The organism is Maritimibacter alkaliphilus HTCC2654, from assembly GCF_000152805.1.
Classification (GTDB): Bacteria; Pseudomonadota; Alphaproteobacteria; order Rhodobacterales; family Rhodobacteraceae; genus Maritimibacter; species Maritimibacter alkaliphilus.
Window position 1 is genome coordinate 792,256 of the sequence record NZ_CH902578.1, and the last position, 16,480, is coordinate 808,735.

Annotated in this window: 12 protein-coding genes; 6 read left to right on the top strand and 6 right to left on the bottom strand. The window is 65.1% G+C overall.

Features of this window, described 5'->3' with window-relative positions; genetic code table 11:
* The 3 genes from RB2654_RS05025 to RB2654_RS05035 form a co-directional block, all read left to right on the top strand.
* Nucleotides 1-2,285, top strand: a 2,285-nt coding sequence (locus tag RB2654_RS05025) for a vWA domain-containing protein (protein ID WP_008329201.1), incomplete at its 5' end; no start/stop codon positions are given.
* A 76-nt stretch (nucleotides 2,286-2,361) separates the two neighbouring features.
* Entirely contained in the window at nucleotides 2,362-2,724 is a 363-nt protein-coding gene (locus RB2654_RS05030) for a rhodanese-like domain-containing protein (RefSeq protein ID WP_008329202.1), read from the top strand.
* Between the two features lie 117 nt (nucleotides 2,725-2,841).
* Nucleotides 2,842-4,467, top strand: coding sequence for a hypothetical protein (locus RB2654_RS05035; protein ID WP_008329203.1), 1,626 nt, complete (start codon nucleotides 2,842-2,844; stop codon nucleotides 4,465-4,467).
* Nucleotides 4,468-4,519: 52 nt separating this feature from the next.
* Here the strand turns inward: RB2654_RS05035 and lpdA are convergent, their stop codons facing one another.
* From lpdA to RB2654_RS05055, 4 genes are all read right to left on the bottom strand, one after another.
* The gene (gene lpdA, locus RB2654_RS05040) at nucleotides 4,520-5,914 is read right to left on the bottom strand and encodes a dihydrolipoyl dehydrogenase (RefSeq protein ID WP_008329204.1); all 1,395 of its coding nucleotides are present in this window, start codon (nucleotides 5,912-5,914) and stop codon (nucleotides 4,520-4,522) included.
* 140 nt (nucleotides 5,915-6,054) lie between these two features.
* The gene (locus RB2654_RS05045; RefSeq protein WP_008329206.1) at nucleotides 6,055-6,627 is read right to left on the bottom strand and encodes a DUF924 family protein; all 573 of its coding nucleotides are present in this window, start codon (nucleotides 6,625-6,627) and stop codon (nucleotides 6,055-6,057) included.
* 74 nt (nucleotides 6,628-6,701) lie between these two features.
* Nucleotides 6,702-7,988, bottom strand: coding sequence for an MFS transporter (locus RB2654_RS05050; RefSeq protein WP_040884420.1), 1,287 nt, complete (start codon nucleotides 7,986-7,988; stop codon nucleotides 6,702-6,704).
* Nucleotides 7,989-8,075: 87 nt separating this feature from the next.
* Nucleotides 8,076-8,705 (bottom strand): helix-turn-helix domain-containing protein, encoded by a 630-nt coding sequence (locus RB2654_RS05055; RefSeq protein ID WP_008329210.1) that lies wholly within the window; start codon nucleotides 8,703-8,705, stop codon nucleotides 8,076-8,078.
* A gap of 64 nt (nucleotides 8,706-8,769) precedes the next feature.
* Here RB2654_RS05055 and RB2654_RS05060 point away from each other — a divergent pair, with 64 nt between their 5' ends.
* The 3 genes from RB2654_RS05060 to RB2654_RS05070 all read left to right on the top strand — a co-directional run bounded on the left by RB2654_RS05060 (nucleotide 8,770) and on the right by RB2654_RS05070 (nucleotide 12,359).
* Entirely contained in the window at nucleotides 8,770-10,317 is a 1,548-nt protein-coding gene (locus RB2654_RS05060) for a class I adenylate-forming enzyme family protein (protein ID WP_008329211.1), read from the top strand.
* Between the two features lie 82 nt (nucleotides 10,318-10,399).
* The gene (locus tag RB2654_RS05065; RefSeq protein WP_008329212.1) at nucleotides 10,400-11,044 is read left to right on the top strand and encodes a DsbA family oxidoreductase; all 645 of its coding nucleotides are present in this window, start codon (nucleotides 10,400-10,402) and stop codon (nucleotides 11,042-11,044) included.
* Nucleotides 11,045-11,126: 82 nt separating this feature from the next.
* Entirely contained in the window at nucleotides 11,127-12,359 is a 1,233-nt protein-coding gene (locus RB2654_RS05070) for a multidrug effflux MFS transporter (protein ID WP_008329213.1), read from the top strand.
* Between the two features lie 12 nt (nucleotides 12,360-12,371).
* Here the strand turns inward: RB2654_RS05070 and mfd are convergent, their stop codons facing one another.
* Together mfd and RB2654_RS05080 are read right to left on the bottom strand one after the other, a co-directional pair.
* Entirely contained in the window at nucleotides 12,372-15,833 is a 3,462-nt protein-coding gene (gene mfd / locus RB2654_RS05075; protein WP_008329214.1) for a transcription-repair coupling factor, read from the bottom strand.
* Between the two features lie 50 nt (nucleotides 15,834-15,883).
* Nucleotides 15,884-16,411 carry a hypothetical protein gene (locus tag RB2654_RS05080; protein ID WP_040885458.1) on the bottom strand — a complete coding sequence of 176 codons (528 nt, stop codon included), beginning with the start codon at nucleotides 16,409-16,411 and terminating at the stop codon, nucleotides 15,884-15,886.
* Nucleotides 16,412-16,480: the final 69 nt, after the last annotated feature.

The following is a 16,480-nucleotide window of genomic DNA, read 5'->3' on the forward strand; positions in this document are numbered from 1 at the left end:
GGCACCGGACCAAGGGCGACTGCGGCGACATCGAACTGCTATATGAACCCGGCACCGATCGCCAAGCCATTGCGGATGCGGTCAACGGGTTGAATCCAAAAGGCAAAACGCCGCTCTCAGCCGCCGTTCTGCAAGCCGCCGAAACCCTGAAGTATACCGAGGAAGCCGCGACCGTGATCCTCGTCTCCGACGGGATCGAGACCTGCGATTTCGACCCCTGCGCGCTCGGCCGGCAGCTTGAGGAAACCGGCGTCGGCTTCACCGCCCATGTCATCGGTTTCGACGTGACCGAGCCGGAAGCGCAGGCCCAGCTTCAGTGTCTGGCCGAAGAGACGGGCGGCATGTATCGGTCGGCCTCGAACGCGAGCGAATTGTCCGGCGCGCTGGAAGAGGTCGCCATCGCGGAACCCGAGCCGGAGCCGGAACCCGTCATCCACACGATCACCTTCCGCGCCACCGATGGCGAGAACGGGCCGATCATTCCCGAAGGTCTGGTCTGGACCATCGAAGGGGGCGAGCAGGTTTATGCCAACAAGGTCGAGGACGACAGCCTGAGCTATGGCATGGCGGCCGGAACGGCGGGCACCGCCGAGGTGCTGCGCCTGTCGGACGAAGCCACCGGAACCGCCAGCTTCACCACCGGGGGCGGCGACATGGTCATCACCATTGCCCTGCCCGCGTATGTTGAACCCCTGCCGGACGCGACCGTCGAAGCCCCCGCCTCGGCACCCGCCGGGTCGCTCGTGCCGGTGAGCTTCACCGGGCCGGACGCCGAGGGGGATTACATCGCCTCGGCCACCGCCGACAAGGACGACGGATATTACGACGCCTACGACTACACCCGGAATGCCGAGGATGGTGTGGTCATGGTGCGGATGCCGCCCGTCACCGGCCCCGCCGAAATCCGCTATATGCTTGGCAGGGGCGGCGATGTGCTTGCCCGGACGGCCATCGAAGTGACGCCGCTCGACATCCAGATCACCGCGCCGGACGAGGCGGCGGTGGGGATGCGACCCGAAATCGAATGGGTCGGCCCGGATTACAGGGGCGACTACCTGACCGTCGCCGCGCTGGATCAGGGCGACGGGTATTACGAGACCTATGCCTACACCCGCGACGGTAATCCGCTCGCGGTCCCGATGCCGACCGAACCCGGCACATACGAACTTCGCTATGTCCTGTCGGCTTCGCGTCACGTCGCGGGCCGGTCGGAGCCGTTCGAGGTCAGCGAGACGATGGTCACGCTCGACGGCCCGGACGAAGCGGTCGCGGGCGCGGATGTCGAGATCGGCTGGACCGGGCCGGACGCCAAGAACGACTATATCGGGATCGGGCGCGTGGGGCGCGATGAACGGCCCTACCTGACCTATACCTACACCAATGCGGGCAACCCGCTGGTGGTGAAGGCACCGATCGAGCCGGGCGACTACGAGATCCGGTATTTCCTTGGGCAGGACCAGTCGGTGCTGCATTCCGAACCGATCACCCTGACCGCCGTCGGCGCGTCGATCACCGCCCCGCCCTCGGCTCTCGGCGGCTCGGAAGTGTCGGTGGAGTGGACCGGCCCTGACTACAAGTCGGACTACCTTGCCGTGGCCAAGGTCGGCGCGGATGGGGGCGATTACGTCACCTACACCTATACGAACGAAGGCAGCCCGCTCGACATCCTGATGCCGACCGACGCAGGCGATTACGAAATCCGCTATATCGCCAGTCAGGGCAGCAAGATTCTGGGAAGCACGCCGATCTCGGTCGAGGCGGCGACGGCCACCCTGTCGGCCGCTGCGTCGGCCCCCGCAGGCAGCGACATCTCGGTCACGTGGGAAGGCCCGGCCACCAAGGGCGACTATCTGACCGTGGCCGAGACCGGGTCGGACGCCGGGGATTACATCACCTACACCTATGCGCAGGAAGGCAGCCCGCTCGACATCCAGCTTCCGTCCGTGGCTGGCACCTATGAACTGCAATACGTTCAGGCCGGGCGACCGGCCAAGGTGCTGACCCGCACACCGATCACGGTGAGCGAAGTGACGGCCACGCTTGGCGGTGCCCTCGTCGGTGACAAGATCGAGGTGACGTGGGACGGCCCCGGTCATCGCCGCGACTACGTGGCGATCGCGACCCCGGAGTCGAATCTGAGCACCTATGAGGATTATGCCTACACTTCGAACGGCAATCCGGCGGTTCTGGACGTTCCCGAAGCCTCGGGCACCTATGAGTTGCGCTATATTCTGGACGGCACGACCGACCGCATCCTGGCCACTACCCCCTTCACCGTTCCGTGACGCGCATCGGAGACCCTTGACGTATTCAATTTTTGGAATATATTCGTCGTCAAACGCGAATGAAGGATGTGTTCCAATGCTGAAAGCCATGTTCGGAGGGCGCTCCATGCCCAGCCTGTCGCCAAAGGACGCGGTCGAAAAGGCCGCCGCCGGCGAAATCACCCTGGTCGACGTGCGCGACCACAACGAGCTTGCCATGACCGGCAAGGCCGAGGGCGCGGTTCATATCCCGCTCGCGGTCATCCGGATGCAGGCCGACCCGCGCAGCCCGGATTTCAACCCGGCGCTGGATACGAACAAGCCGGTGGCGGTGTACTGCGCCTCGGGCGCCCGCTCGTCGATGGCGGCTCAGGTGTTCTCGTCCTTCGGGTTCGACGTGTCGAACATCGGCGGGCTTGGTCACTGGCAGATGGCGGGCGGCAAGATCGTGCGGGCCTGACCCGTCCGTTCGAAATTGAAACAAAGGCGGACGATTCCACACCGGGATCGTCCGCTTTTTCTTAATCCCTTGGTCCGAGCATCACGGCGTTCACTTATTCGACGGACGCGCGTGACCATGAAACCTCTCACACTCAAAGCCTTTTCCAACCTGACTTCGGTCGTCTGTTTCGTTTGCGCGGTGGCGTTCGCCGCCGCCTCTCTCGGCCTCTACACACTGGTCGGCCAGTTGGACCGCCAGATCGACATGGTCGAGCGGCAGTCCGACCCCAACGTGATCGCCATGAACGAGATCGTCGGAAACCTCGGCTTCGGCGGCATGATCCATGCCTTCAAGAACCACCTGTTGCGCGGCGGCGAAGAGATTCGGGTCTTCGACCAAAGCACCGGGGCGATCCTGTCGAACCTCGACAAGCTGGAACGGCAGCTTGGCGCCGCGCATGAGGCGGACATCGAAGCGGTCCGCGCGATGGTCGAAGACTATGCCGCTCAGATCGAAGTGGTGCGCAGGATCCGGGCGATGGACGATCAGGTCGAAGCCATCGACCGGGTGGTCCGCGTCGATGACAGCCACGCCGCCGCCGCGCTGGACAATCTGCGCAAGGCGGTGATCGAGGACGGTGAAAGCACCAAGTGGAAAGTGCTGTTCGAGTTGCGCCGCGCGCTCGGCTACGACGGCATGATCCATCACTTCAAGAACTACGTGCTGCGCAAGTCGCCGGACTACCAGACCCAAGCGCGCGCGGCCATCGACAGGGCACTCGTCGCACTCGAGGCCTATCGCTCCTTCGGGGTGAACGAGACGGAAGCCGCCGCGCTCGACGATCTGGCGGGTGTCATCGTCGATTTCCGCGTCAATCTGGACATTGCCGCCGAGATGATCGCGGCAGGCGCGACCGCCGCCGAACTCGACGCCGCCGTCGGTGTGACCAAGGATGCCGCCTATGCCGCGTTCATCACGCTCGGCAAGCAGATCCAGTTGGAATACCGCGCCTGTCTGGCCGATCTGCACGCGCAGATGGCGCTGTTGAAGCAAGGGGCCGTCGCAATGGCGCTGATCGTCTGTCTGGGCGTGATCGGCTTCAGCCTTGGCCTTCACTACGTGATCGAACGCATCGTCGTTCGCCCCGCCGCCGCCATCGCGCAGGGTCTGGGCGCCCTTGCGGCGGGCGAAACCCATGTCGACCTGTCCGCCTACGCGAGCGACACCGAGATCGGGCGCATCGCCCGCGCGTCGCGCCGGTTTCGCGAGGCGCTGGTGGACAATATCCGCAAGTCCGAGGATCTGCGCGGCCTGTCCCTCGAACGTGACGACATGCTGCGCGAACACGCCCGCATGGTGGCCGAACGCGCGGAATACACGACCAAACGCGCGGCCTTGGAACGGCTGCGGGCCGACGAACAGGAAGACCTTCAGAACCTGCGCGATGCCATCGGGACGGTGATCGAGAACCTTGAGAACGGCATTTTCAACTACCGGATCGACGAGGTTTATGAGGCGACCCACCTTGGCGGGCTGGCCCGTGACATCAACCGAATGCTGTCACGGATGGACGAGGCGTTTCGCGCGCTGGCGAAGGCCGTGGTGGCGGGGGATCAGGCGCTGCCCGGCGGACCCGATCCGGAAGATGTCCGGGCCGCGACGCTCATGCGCGAATCGATGACCCATGCGCTCCAGACTCTGAACGACGCCATCGAAGAGGTCCAGCGCGGGGCCGAGATGCTGCGCTACGCAAAGCCCTGAAACGCGAACGGGGGCGTCGCCGCCCCCGCCTGCATCTCCGATCCGACACGGATCAGAAGTGGATCGCCCGGCCGTAGGCGTCAAGCACCGACTCGTGCATCATTTCGCTCAAGGTCGGATGCGGGAAGACGGTCGCCATCAGATCCTCTTCCGTGGTTTCAAGCTGGCGCCCGACCACGTAGCCCTGAATAAGCTCGGTCACTTCGGCCCCGACCATATGCGCGCCCAGCAATTCGCCGGTCTTGGCGTCGAACACCGTTTTGATCATCCCCTCCGGTTCACCCAGAGCGATGGCCTTGCCGTTGCCGATGAAGGGAAACTTGCCGACTTTCACGTCGTAGCCCAGGTCCTTCGCCTTGGCCTCGGTGTAGCCGACGCTTGCCACCTGCGGGTTGCAATAGGTGCAGCCCGCGATGCTTTCCGGCTTCACCGGATGCGCGTGCTGGCCCGCGATCAGTTCCGCGACCATGACGCCCTCGTGGCTGGCCTTGTGCGCCAGCCACGGCGCGCCCGCGATGTCGCCGATGGCATAAAGCCCGTCGACGCCCGTGCGGCAGTATTCGTCGGTCACGACATGGGTGCGGTCGACCTTGACCCCAAGTTCGTCGAGCCCGAGACCTTCGACATTGCCGACGATCCCGACCGCGGAAATGACCGTGTCGAACTCTTCCGTCTCGGTCTTGCCGCCCTTCTCGATATGGGCCGTGACCTTGCCCTTACCGCGGTCCAGCTTGGTCACCGTCGATTTCTCGCGGATCTTCATGCCCTGCTTTTCGAACTGCTTCTTGGCGAAGGCCGAAATCTCGGCATCTTCGATCGGCAGCACGCGGTCCATGACCTCGACCACCGTCGTGTCGGCCCCGAGCGTATTGAAGAAACTCGCGAATTCGATCCCGATGGCCCCCGACCCGATGACCAGAAGCTTCTTCGGCATCCGAGGGGGCTGGAGCGCGTGCTTGTAGGTCCAGACCAGATCCCCGTCAGCTTCGAGCCCCGGAAGGGTGCGCGCCCGCGCGCCCGTGGCGAGGATGATGTTCTTCGCCGTCAGCGTCTCGGACCCCTTGTCGGTCTTGACCGCGACCTTGCCCTTGGCGGGGATCGACCCCTCGCCCATGACGACCGTCACCTTGTTCTTCTTGAGCAGGTGCGCCACACCGCCGGAAAGCTGCTTGGCCACGCCCCGCGACCGCTGCACGACCGCGTCCAGATCATAGCCCGCCTTGTCGACCGACAGGCCGAAATCCTTGGCCCGGTGCATGAGGTGATAGACCTCGGCCGACCGCAAGAGCGCCTTGGTCGGAATGCAGCCCCAGTTGAGGCAGATACCGCCCAGATGCTCACGCTCCACCACCGCGACCTTCAGGCCCAGTTGCGCCGCCCGGATCGCGGCCACGTAGCCCCCCGGACCGGAGCCGACCACGATCACGTCAAAGCTGGTCTCAGCCATCGATATCTCCCTCGCGAAAAAGTAGTTTACCCTTAAACTATTTCTGCGGGACGATCAATCGCCACAGAAAGCCAAGCAAAAACAAGGTCCGCCAGCGAAACCGGCGGACCCGTATAGTCTAGACGATTCGGTGAGTTGGGTCAGGCGGACATTTCGCGCAGCATGGCGCCGTATCCGCCCTGTTCGACGAAGGCCGCCTCGGCCCCGGTGGTCGTGCGCGAAAGTGCGTCGTTGCGATACGGGAACCGCCCGAAGCGGCGGATGACTTCGCGGTGGACCTTGGCATGAAGAAGGTTCCCGGCCCCGGTCTCGGGCATCCGCGTCAGCATCAGCCGCACGCAGCGATCCTGATCGATCAGGTTCTCGGAATGCATGAGCGGCATGTAGAAGAACTGGCGCGCCGGTTCGTCGATCTTCATGTCCCAATTCTTGTCGATGGCGCATTTCGCCGCCGCAAGCGCCACCTTGTCGGTCGAAAACGCCTTGCCCGACCCCCGGAACATATTGCGCGGGAACTGGTCGAGCAGGATGATGTAGGCGAGCGTTCCGCTGGGATAGGTCAGCCAGAGCGAATATGCGCCCCGCGTCGCCTCGCGCCAGGCATCGCCGAACCGCTCGACCACAAGGGCGTCCAGATCGTCCGTTCCCTCGTACCAGCCTTTCGGGCCGATCTCATCCAGCCAGAAGCTGAGTATGTCCTCGGGGTTGGCCATGACACCCTCCTCGCCCTCGCCTGTCCCTAGCCCGACGTTACAAAGTTTTTACGTTCGGACAAGGGGACTTAGGCTCAACGCATGTCGCTTTCTGCATGTGTGGCATCTTCGCTTGCCTCCGCAGCTTCCTCGACGGCGTCCGCATAGAATTCCTGCGCCACCTCCATCGCGACGGGCGAGGCCTGCGGCGACAGCGCCGCATAGCTGACGGTCGAGTCCACCGAAGCCGACGGGCGACGGGTCGTGCGCCAGAGGCCGTAGAGGACGACGAGCGCCAGAAGGAAGCCGATGACGAAGAAAAAGCCCTCGGCCCCCATCGGCCCCATGATCCACCCGACCGCAAGCGGCCCGGCGATCGCGCCGACGCCGTTGACGAACATCAGCCCGGCCGAGGCCGCCGACATATCCTCGTGGTCCAGAAAATCGTTCGTATGCGCGATGAGGAGCGCATAGAGCGGGCCGAGCATCCCGCCGATGAAGAACGCCGCGACCAGCAGGATGGCATAGACCGGGAACAGGTATCCCGCGACCGATGCGGCGACGGCCACGCCCGCCGTGATGATGATAAGCAGCCGGCGGTCGACCCGATCCGAAATGAACCCGATGGGATATTGCAGGACCATGCCGCCGACATAGAACATTGCCACGAACAGCGAGAGCTGCTCGACCGTCAGCCCCGCCTCGGTGCCATAGACCGCCGCCATGCCGAACATGGCCGCATAGGCGCCGCCGACCAGCAGCATCCCCATGACGCCGAGCGGCGAGTTGTTGAAAAGCTCGCGCAGGGTCATGCGCCGGGCGGTGTCGAAGGCGGGTGTCGGCGAGATCGACAGAAGGATCGGCGCGAACGAGATCGACACCAACACCGAGGGCAGGATGAACAGCACGAAACCGGAGGGATCGCCCAGCACGACAAGGCCCTGCGCGGCGATGACCCCGATCATCTGCACGATGAGATAGAGGGCAAGCGACTGGCCCCGCGTCTCGTTCGTCGCCTGATTGTTGAGCCAGCTTTCCGCCGTGACGTAGACGCCCGAGAAGCAGAACCCGATGAACAGGCGCAGGAGCGACCACGCGATCGGGTTGGTCAGCGTCGGATAAAGGATGAGCACGGCGGAAATGAAACTGCACAGCGCCGCGAAGACACGGACATGACCCACGCGGCGGATCAGTTCGGGGGCGGCCCGCGACCCGAACAGGAAGCCTGCGAAGTAGCTCGACATCACCACGGACATCTCGAAGGTCGAAAACCCTTCGAGCCCGCCGCGAATACCCAGAAGTGTGCCCTGAATGCCGTTGCCGACCATCAGGAACATGATGCCCAGTAGCAGGGCCCAAGAACTGGATAGAACCTGAATCATCGCACGCTCCTTGCCGGTGGTGCCCCCCGACTAACAGCCATCACGCCGGGGTGCGAGCCTTGCGCGACCCTTCGGCGGCGTTTCGCGTCAGAGCGACGTGACCCAGAGGATCAGGGCATCCTCCGGCGAGATCGAAATGACGTTGTGGCCCATGGAGGCGTCGTAATAGGCGCTGTCGCCGCGCCGCATGTCGACCGGCTCGTAGAATTCCGTAATCAGGCGGATTTCACCCGTGAGGACGTAAAGGAATTCTTCGCCGTCGTGGCGCACCCAGCCGTCGAATTCGTCGAAGCTGCGGGCGCGCACACGGGCGCGGTAGGGAAGCATCGCTTTCTTGGTCAGGGCACCGGCGAGCAATTCGTGCTCGTATGTGGCGGTCGGATGCGCCTGCCCCTCGCCGGTCTTGGTCACCGTCATCCGGCCGGACACCCGCGCGTCCTGCGGCGGGGTGAAAAGCTGGGGCACCGAGATCTCGAGCCCCACCGCCAGTTTCTTGAGCGCCTCGAAGGTGGGCGACATCTGGCCGTTCTCGATCTTGGACAGGGTCGAGCGTGCGAGCCCCGCCTGATTGGCGGCCTGTTCCAGCGTCCAGCCGCGCGACTTGCGCAGGTCGCGAACCCGTTCGCCCAGATCCAGCGGTTGCGGATCGGGCGCGGACCCGCCGCTTTCACGGGCGAGGCGGATCAGGCTGGGCATGGTTGGGTCGTTTTCGGCCATGCGCCGTTTTATGCCGGAAGGTCAGGCTATTGCAACTGGCCTGCGGGCTGACATAGCTGTGCGCATGGACGCGATCTACCATTCACAGCCCGACCTTCCGCCGCCGCCCGACGCCTTCAACATGGCGGCCTATGTTCTGTCCGGCGGGTCCGGGACGCCCGACAAGCTGGCGCTGTCGGTTCTGGGCGAAGCCCGCGACGACTGGACCTATGCGCGTCTGACCCGCGCGGTGCGCGCCATCGCGGGCGGCCTTCTCGCGCAAGGGCTGGTTCCGGGCGACCGGGTGCTGCTGCGTCTGGGAAACACGGTGGAATTTCCCTTGGCCTTTCTCGGCGCCATCGCCGCCGGGCTGGTTCCGGTCCCGACCTCCTCGCAACTGACGGCCCGCGAGATCACGGGGATGGCCGCGCAGATCGACCCCGCTTTGATCGTGGCGGGTGCGGGGGTGGCCCTTCCCGATCCCCTGCCCTGCCCGGTCCTGACGGAGGCGGCGCTTCACGACCTTGCCACGGGTCCGGAGGCCGCGTTCGCGATGGGCGACCCGAACCGCCCGGCCTATGCGATTTTCACCTCCGGCACCTCCGGCAAACCGCGCGCCGTGCTGCACGCCCATCGCGCGATCTGGGCGCGGCGGATGATGTGGGAGGGTTGGTATGGTCTGACGCCGGAGGACCGGCTGATGCACGCGGGCGCGTTCAATTGGACCTATACGCTGGGCACCGGGCTGATGGACCCGTGGTCGCGCGGCGCGACGGCCTTGATTCCGGCACCCGGCACGAACTCAAAGGCCCTGCCCGACCTCATCGCGGCGGAGCGGGTGACGATCTTCGCCGCCGCGCCGGGGGTTTATCGGCAGATGCTGCGCGGGGAAATGCCGGACGCGCCGGACCTGCGCCACGGTCTGACGGCGGGCGAGAAGCTCGCCGACCCGATCCGCGCGGCGTGGGAGGCGGCGACCGGCACCACGCTTCACGAAGCGTTCGGCATGTCGGAATGCTCCACCTTCGTCTCCGGCGCCCCCACCCGGCCCGCGCCGGAGGGATGCCTGGGCTACCCGCAGCCGGGCCGCAGGGTCGCGGTTCTGGGCGCCGATGGGCCGGTGGCCCGTGACGTGCCGGGCGTGCTGGCGATCCACCGGGACGATCCGGGGCTGATGCTGGGCTACGTGGGTGCCGAGGACGAGACCCGCGCGCGTTATCAGGGAGAGTGGTTTCTCACCGGGGATTCGGTCCTGATGACGGAAGACGGCGCGATCCGGTATCTCGGGCGCGACGACGACATGATGAACGCGGGCGGTTTCCGCGTCTCTCCGGTCGAAGTCGAAAGCGCCATGGTCCTCCATCCCGACGTGCACGAGGCGGCGGCGGTCGAGCTGTCCGTCTCGGCCACGGCCAAGGTGATCGCCTGCTTTTACGTGCCGGAACCGGGGGCCGCGCCGGATGAAACGGCGCTTACGGCCCATGCCCGCGACACCCTTGCCCATTACAAATGCCCGCGGGTCTTCATCGCCGTCGATGCACTTCCCAAGGGCGCGAACAACAAGCTGCTCAGGCGCGCATTGAGAGCACAGGCCGAGGCGGGAGAGTTCGGGGCCATCGGTCGCAAAGGCTGACGCGTCCGGTATTTCGGGACCACAAAAGCCGGACCGCCCCCGTGCAGGTGACAATCGGGCGCGAGCGGCGTAGGAGTCGTACATGCTGAAACTTTACATCTTCTCCGACCCGGTCTGCCCGTGGTGCTACATCGGCAAGGCGCGGCTCGACCGTGCGCTCGAACAGCGCCCGAACCATCCGTTCGACATCGAATGGCATCCGTTCATGCTGAACCCCGACATGCCGGCGGGCGGGATGGACCGGCGCGCCTATCTCGAGGCCAAGTTCGGGGGCAAGGAGGGCGCGGTTCAGGCCTATATGCCGGTGGTCCGTGAGGCCGAGGCGAGCGGGCTGAACATCAATTTCGACGCGATCGCCCACCAGCCCAACACGCTGGACGCGCACCGTCTGATCCACTGGGCCGGGCTGGAACAGCGGCAGACCGCGATCGTGTCACGGCTGTTCAAGGCCTATTTCGTTGAAGGGCGCGACATCGGCGACCACGGCGTTCTGGCCGACATCGCCGAGGGTGCGGAGATGGATCGTGAGATGATCCTGCGGCTTCTGGAAAGCGGCGCCGATGCGGACGACATTCGGGCGCGCGACATTGACGCGCGCGAAAAAGGCGTGAACGCGGTGCCGACCTTCGTGATCGCGAACCAGCATGTCGTGCCGGGGGCGCAGCCCACCGATCTGTGGCTCAAGGTGATCGACGAAATCGCGGCGCAGGTTCAGGGCACGGCCTGAGCGCACAACGTGCGTGCATCGGCGGGGCTGGCATTCGCGCGCGCGCGGATATATGCCGATAGCACACAAATTCCGAAGGCACATGTCCTACACCTCCGCCCCCACCAAACGTATCGGCACGCTGGAGCTTGTCGCGATCCTCGCGGGTCTCATGTCCCTCATGGCGTTCACCACGGATTCCATGTTGCCCGCCATGACCGATATCGCCGCCGAGATGGCGCGTGACGACAAGTCGCGCACGCAATACCTCGTGAGTATCTTCCTGCTCGGCGGCGCGGCCGGGATGCTGCTGTTCGGCCCCTTGGCCGACAGCATCGGACGGCGCGGCGCCCTTGCAGCCGGGATCGGGACATACGTGGTGGCCGCCATCGCGGGCGTGTTCGCCCCGTCGCTCGAACTTCTCATTCTGTCGCGGTTCTTCATGGGGTTCGGGGCCGCCGCCGCCCGCATCGTCTCCCAGACCGTGACCCGCGATCTTTTTTCCGGGGCCGAGCAGGCGCGGATCGCCTCGCTCATATTCATGTTCTTCGTCGTCGTCCCGGCGGCCGCCCCCCTCTTGGGGCAGCAGATCATCTTTTTCGTGGGCTGGCGGGGCCTGTTCGGTGTCTATGTCCTGTTCGGGCTGCTCGTCCTTGGCTGGTTCCTTCTGCGCCAGCCGGAGACGCTTGATCCCGCGCACCGCCGCGCCTTTCGGATCAAGCCCATTCTGGCGGCCGCACGCGAAGTTCTGACGACGCCCGTATCGCGCCGCTACCTTGCCGTGCAGGTCCTGATGTATGGCCAGTTCATCGCCTATCTGAGTGCGGCAGAGCAGCTTTGGGTCGATGCGCTTGGCGTGGGCGACATGTTTCCCGTCTACTTCGCGATTATCGCCCTGTTGTCCGCTGGCGCCGGGTTCATCAACAGCCGGCTGGTCATGAGGGTCGGAATGCGACGTATGCTCATCGCCGCCTTCGGGTCGCAGACCGTCTTTGCCACCCTTGCGTTCGGCTTGTGGACGCTGGGCGGGCTGGAAACCGCGAGCGATCCGGTTCGGATCGGCGTCTTCATGGCCTGGACGCTTTCGCTGTTCTTCATCAATGGTCTGACGCTGGGCAATGTAACCGCGCTCGCGATGGAGCCGCTGCCGCATGTCGCGGGCACCGCCTCGGCCGTGATCGGGGCCTTCGGTATGGGTCTGGGAATGCCCATCGCCGCCGCCATCGGTCAGGCCTTCGACGGAACGCCCCGGCCGATCATGCTGGGCGCGGTGGGATGCTCGTGTCTTGCACTGACACTGGTGCTGACCGACATGGGGCGCGAGCGGAAAGCCTGACCCGGGCGTTGTTCAGGCTTTCGCCTTTTTCTTCTCGGCCACGACCTTTTCGGCCAGATCGCGCGCGATGGCGAAGGCGCCTTTGATCTTGTCCGAGTCCTTCTTCCAGTCGCGCCGGACGATGATCTTGTTGTCCTTGACCTTGGCCAGCCCGTTCTGCGCCTGCATGAACTCGACCAGCCCCGTGGGCGAGGCGAATTTGTCGTTGTGGAACTGGATCGTCGCGCCCTTCGGCCCACCATCCAGCCGCGCGATCCCGGCCCGTTTGCACATCGCCTTGATACGCACGATCAGAAGCAGCGTGTTCACCTCTTTCGGAAGCTTTCCGAAACGGTCGATCAACTCGGCGGCGAAACCTTCGAGCTCGACCTTGGTGGTCAGGTCCGACAGGCGGCGGTAAAGGCCCAGCCGCACGTCGAGGTCGGGCACGTAGTCCTCGGGAATCATGACGGGCACGCCAAGGTTGATCTGCGGTGCCCAGGTTTCCTCGTATTCCGTGAGGCCTTCGAGTTCGCCCGAGCGGATCTTGGCGATCGCCTCCTCCAGCATGTGCTGATAAAGCTCGTAGCCGACCTCGTTCATGTTGCCGGATTGCTCTTCGCCCAAGAGGTTGCCCGCCCCGCGAATGTCGAGGTCTTGGCTGGCGAGCGCAAAGCCCGCGCCGAGGCTGTCGAGCGAGCCCAGCACCTTGAGCCGCTTTTCGGCCCCCGGCGTCAGTGGCACGCGCGGCTTGGTGGTGAGATAGCAATAGGCGCGGGTCTTGGAGCGGCCCACCCTGCCCCGGATCTGGTAAAGCTGCGCCAATCCGAACATGTCGGCCCGCCAGACGACCATGGTGTTCGCGGTCGGGATGTCGAGGCCGCTTTCAACGATGGTCGTGGCGACCAGAACGTCGAACTTGCCGTCGTAAAAGGCGTTCATCCGGTGATCGAGCTCGCCCGCCGCCATCTGGCCGTTGGCGGTCACGAAAGACACTTCCGGCACCTGCGTTTCCAGAAACTCTTCGATCTCGCGCAGGTCTTTCACGCGCGGGACCACGACGAAGCTTTGCCCGCCCCGATAGTGTTCGCGCAAGAGCGCCTCGCGGATCGTCACGGTATCGAATTCGGAAACATAGGTGCGGATCGACAGCCGGTCCACCGGTGGCGTGCCGATGATCGACAGGTCGCGCACGCCGGTCAGGCTCATCTGAAGCGTGCGCGGGATCGGCGTGGCGGACAGGGTCAGCACATGCACGTCCGAGCGCAGTTCCTTCAGCCGTTCCTTGTGGCTCACGCCGAAGCGCTGTTCCTCGTCGATGACCAGCAGGCCGAGGTCTTTGAACCGGGTGCCTTTGGCCAGCAGCGCATGGGTACCGACGACGATATCGACGGTCCCATCCTTCATCCCTTCGCGGGTGCGGTTCGCCTCGCCTTGGCTCACGAAACGGCTGAGTTGGCTCACCTGAATGGGAAAGCCCCGGAAGCGTTCCGCGAAACTTTTGTAGTGCTGACGCGCCAGCAGCGTGGTCGGTGCGATCACCGCGACCTGTTTGCCGCTCAGCGCCGCGACGAAGGCCGCGCGCATCGCCACCTCGGTCTTGCCGAAGCCCACGTCGCCGCAGATAAGACGGTCCATCGGGCTGCCCGCCGACATATCCTCGATCACGTCCGCGATGGCCGAAAGCTGATCGTCCGTCTCGGTATAGGGGAAGCGCGCCGCAAATTCCTCCCACGCGTGATGCGGGGCCTCCATCACCGGGGCCTTGCGCAGGCTCCGTTCGGCGGCGAGCCGGATCAGCTTGTCGGCAACCTCGCGGATACGCTCTTTCAGCCGCGCCTTCTTGGCCTGCCACGCGCCGCCGCCCAGCTTGTCGAGAAGCCCCTGTTCATGCCCGTATTTCGACAGAAGCTCGATGTTCTCGACGGGCAGATACAGCCGATCCCCGCCCGCGTATTCCAAAAGCACGCAGTCATGCGGCGCACCAAGCGCCGTGATCGTCTCGAGCCCGCGATAGATACCGACGCCATGATCGACGTGAACGATCAACTCGCCGGGGCTGAGGCTTTGATGCTCGGTCAGGAAGTTCTCGGCCCGCCGCTTTCGCTTGGGCGCGCGGATCAGGCGGTCGCCCAGAACGTCCTGCTCGGAAATCACCGTCAGGCCCGGCGCTTCGAACCCATGCTCCAGCGGCCACACGGCGAGGTAGAGCCCGCCCTTGCCCGCCACCACGTCGCGGAAATCGGTGATCTCGGTCTGCGCCGTCAGATCCTCATCCGACAGAAGCCCGCCGAGACGTTCGCGCGCCCCTTCAGAATAGGAGGCGACGACCACCGGTCCCTCGTCCCGCCGCGCCCGGATATGGGCCGCCAGCACTTCGAACAGGTTGATCTTTTCCTGCTGCCGTTCCGGCGCAAAGTTCCGGCCGATCCGCCCGCCGCCGTCCACGACCCCCGGCCCGGTCTGGCGCGGCAGTTCGGTCAGTTGAATGGCGCGCATCTCGGCCAAGGCCGCGGTCCATGCGTCCTCGTCCAGATAAAGCAGGTCCGGCGGGCACGGCTTATAGACCGTGTCCAAGCGGTTCTTGTCGCGCATCGCGGCGCGGCGCGTGTCGTACTGGTCCGCGATCCCTTCCCACCGCGCGATGCGGGCGGGGCCGGTCTGATCGTCGAGCATCACGCTCGCCCCCGGCAGATAGTCGAACAGGGTTTCGAGCTTTTCGTGGAAGAAGGGCAGCCAGTGCTCCATCCCCGAATGCTTGCGCCCCGCGCTGACCGCCTCGTAAAGCGGGTCGTCCGATCCGCCCGCGCCGAATTCCACGCGGTAGTTCTGCCGAAACCGCGCGATCGCGGCCTCGTCCATGATGATCTCGGACACCGGCGCCAGTTCGATGGCCGACAGCGTCTCGGTCGTCATCTGGCTGACCGGATCGAACCGCCGCGCACCGTCGAGCACATCCCCGAAGAGGTCGAGCCGCACCGGACCCGCCTCTCCGGGCGGGAAAATGTCGATGATCCCGCCGCGCACCGCGAAATCGCCCGGCTCGGTCACCGTCGGGGCCTGCGCGAAGCCCATGCGCACAAGGAACGCGCGCAGCCCGTCCACGTCGATCCGGCTGTCGACGGTGGCCGACCAGCTTGCCTCGGCCAGAACCTCGCGCGCCGGAACGCGCTGCGTGGCGGCATTCAGGGTGGTGAGCAGAATGAAAGGCCCCGGCATCCCGTGGGCCAGCGCCGCCAGCGTCGCCATGCGCGCGGCGGACACGTCGGCATTGGGCGACACCCGGTCGAACGGCAGGCAATCCCAACCCGGAAAGGTCAGCACCGTGACTTCCGGTGCGAAGAACCCCAGCGCCGCCCGCATCGCCGCCAGCCGTTTGTCGTCGCGGGCGACATGCACCACGGGGCCGCCGGACTTTTCCAGTTCTCTGGATACAAGAAGGGCGTCGAATCCCTCGGGCGCGCCCGATAGCGTGATGTGATCCCGGCTGGCCATGTGGGTGGGAGGTAAACCGCCCGGCAGCGGTGTCAATGCCCGATTGGCGGCTACTGCCCCAAGGCGCCGTAGGTCATGTTCTGATACATGCCCCAAAGCGCGGTCACGAAGATCGCGATCATGCCGACGAACTGCGTCATGATCCGGTGGCGATGCATGAACTTGCGCAGCGGCTGGCCAGACAGGGCGGTGTCGCGAATGACGCGCGCCGAATTCACCGACAGCGCCCCCACCACGATCATCGGCGCGCCGAGCAGGAACACCGCCTGCGCGAACTCCACGTCATAGTAAAAGCCGAGCATCGCCAGCCCGGTCATCAGCATCGCGCCGAAGCCGACGATCCAGAGGCCGGACACCCCCGCCACGTAAAGCAGTCGGTTGCAATTGATGCGCACCATGTCTTCGAGGTCGATCTCGGCCTCGCCGCCATGACGCCCGGCCCGCTGGATCATGTCGTAAGGCACGCCGAGCACGTAACGCGAGGTCTGGGACCAGACGGCCGCCAGCGCGATCCAGTACCAGAGGTTGGAAAAGCTCCTCATGTCGATGAGCTCGAAAACGGCTGAATACCAGTCCACCGTGCTGCCTGTCCCGTCTTGGCGGTTGTTTTGCGCGACCATACGCGCGTGATCCGCGCGGCGCCACCC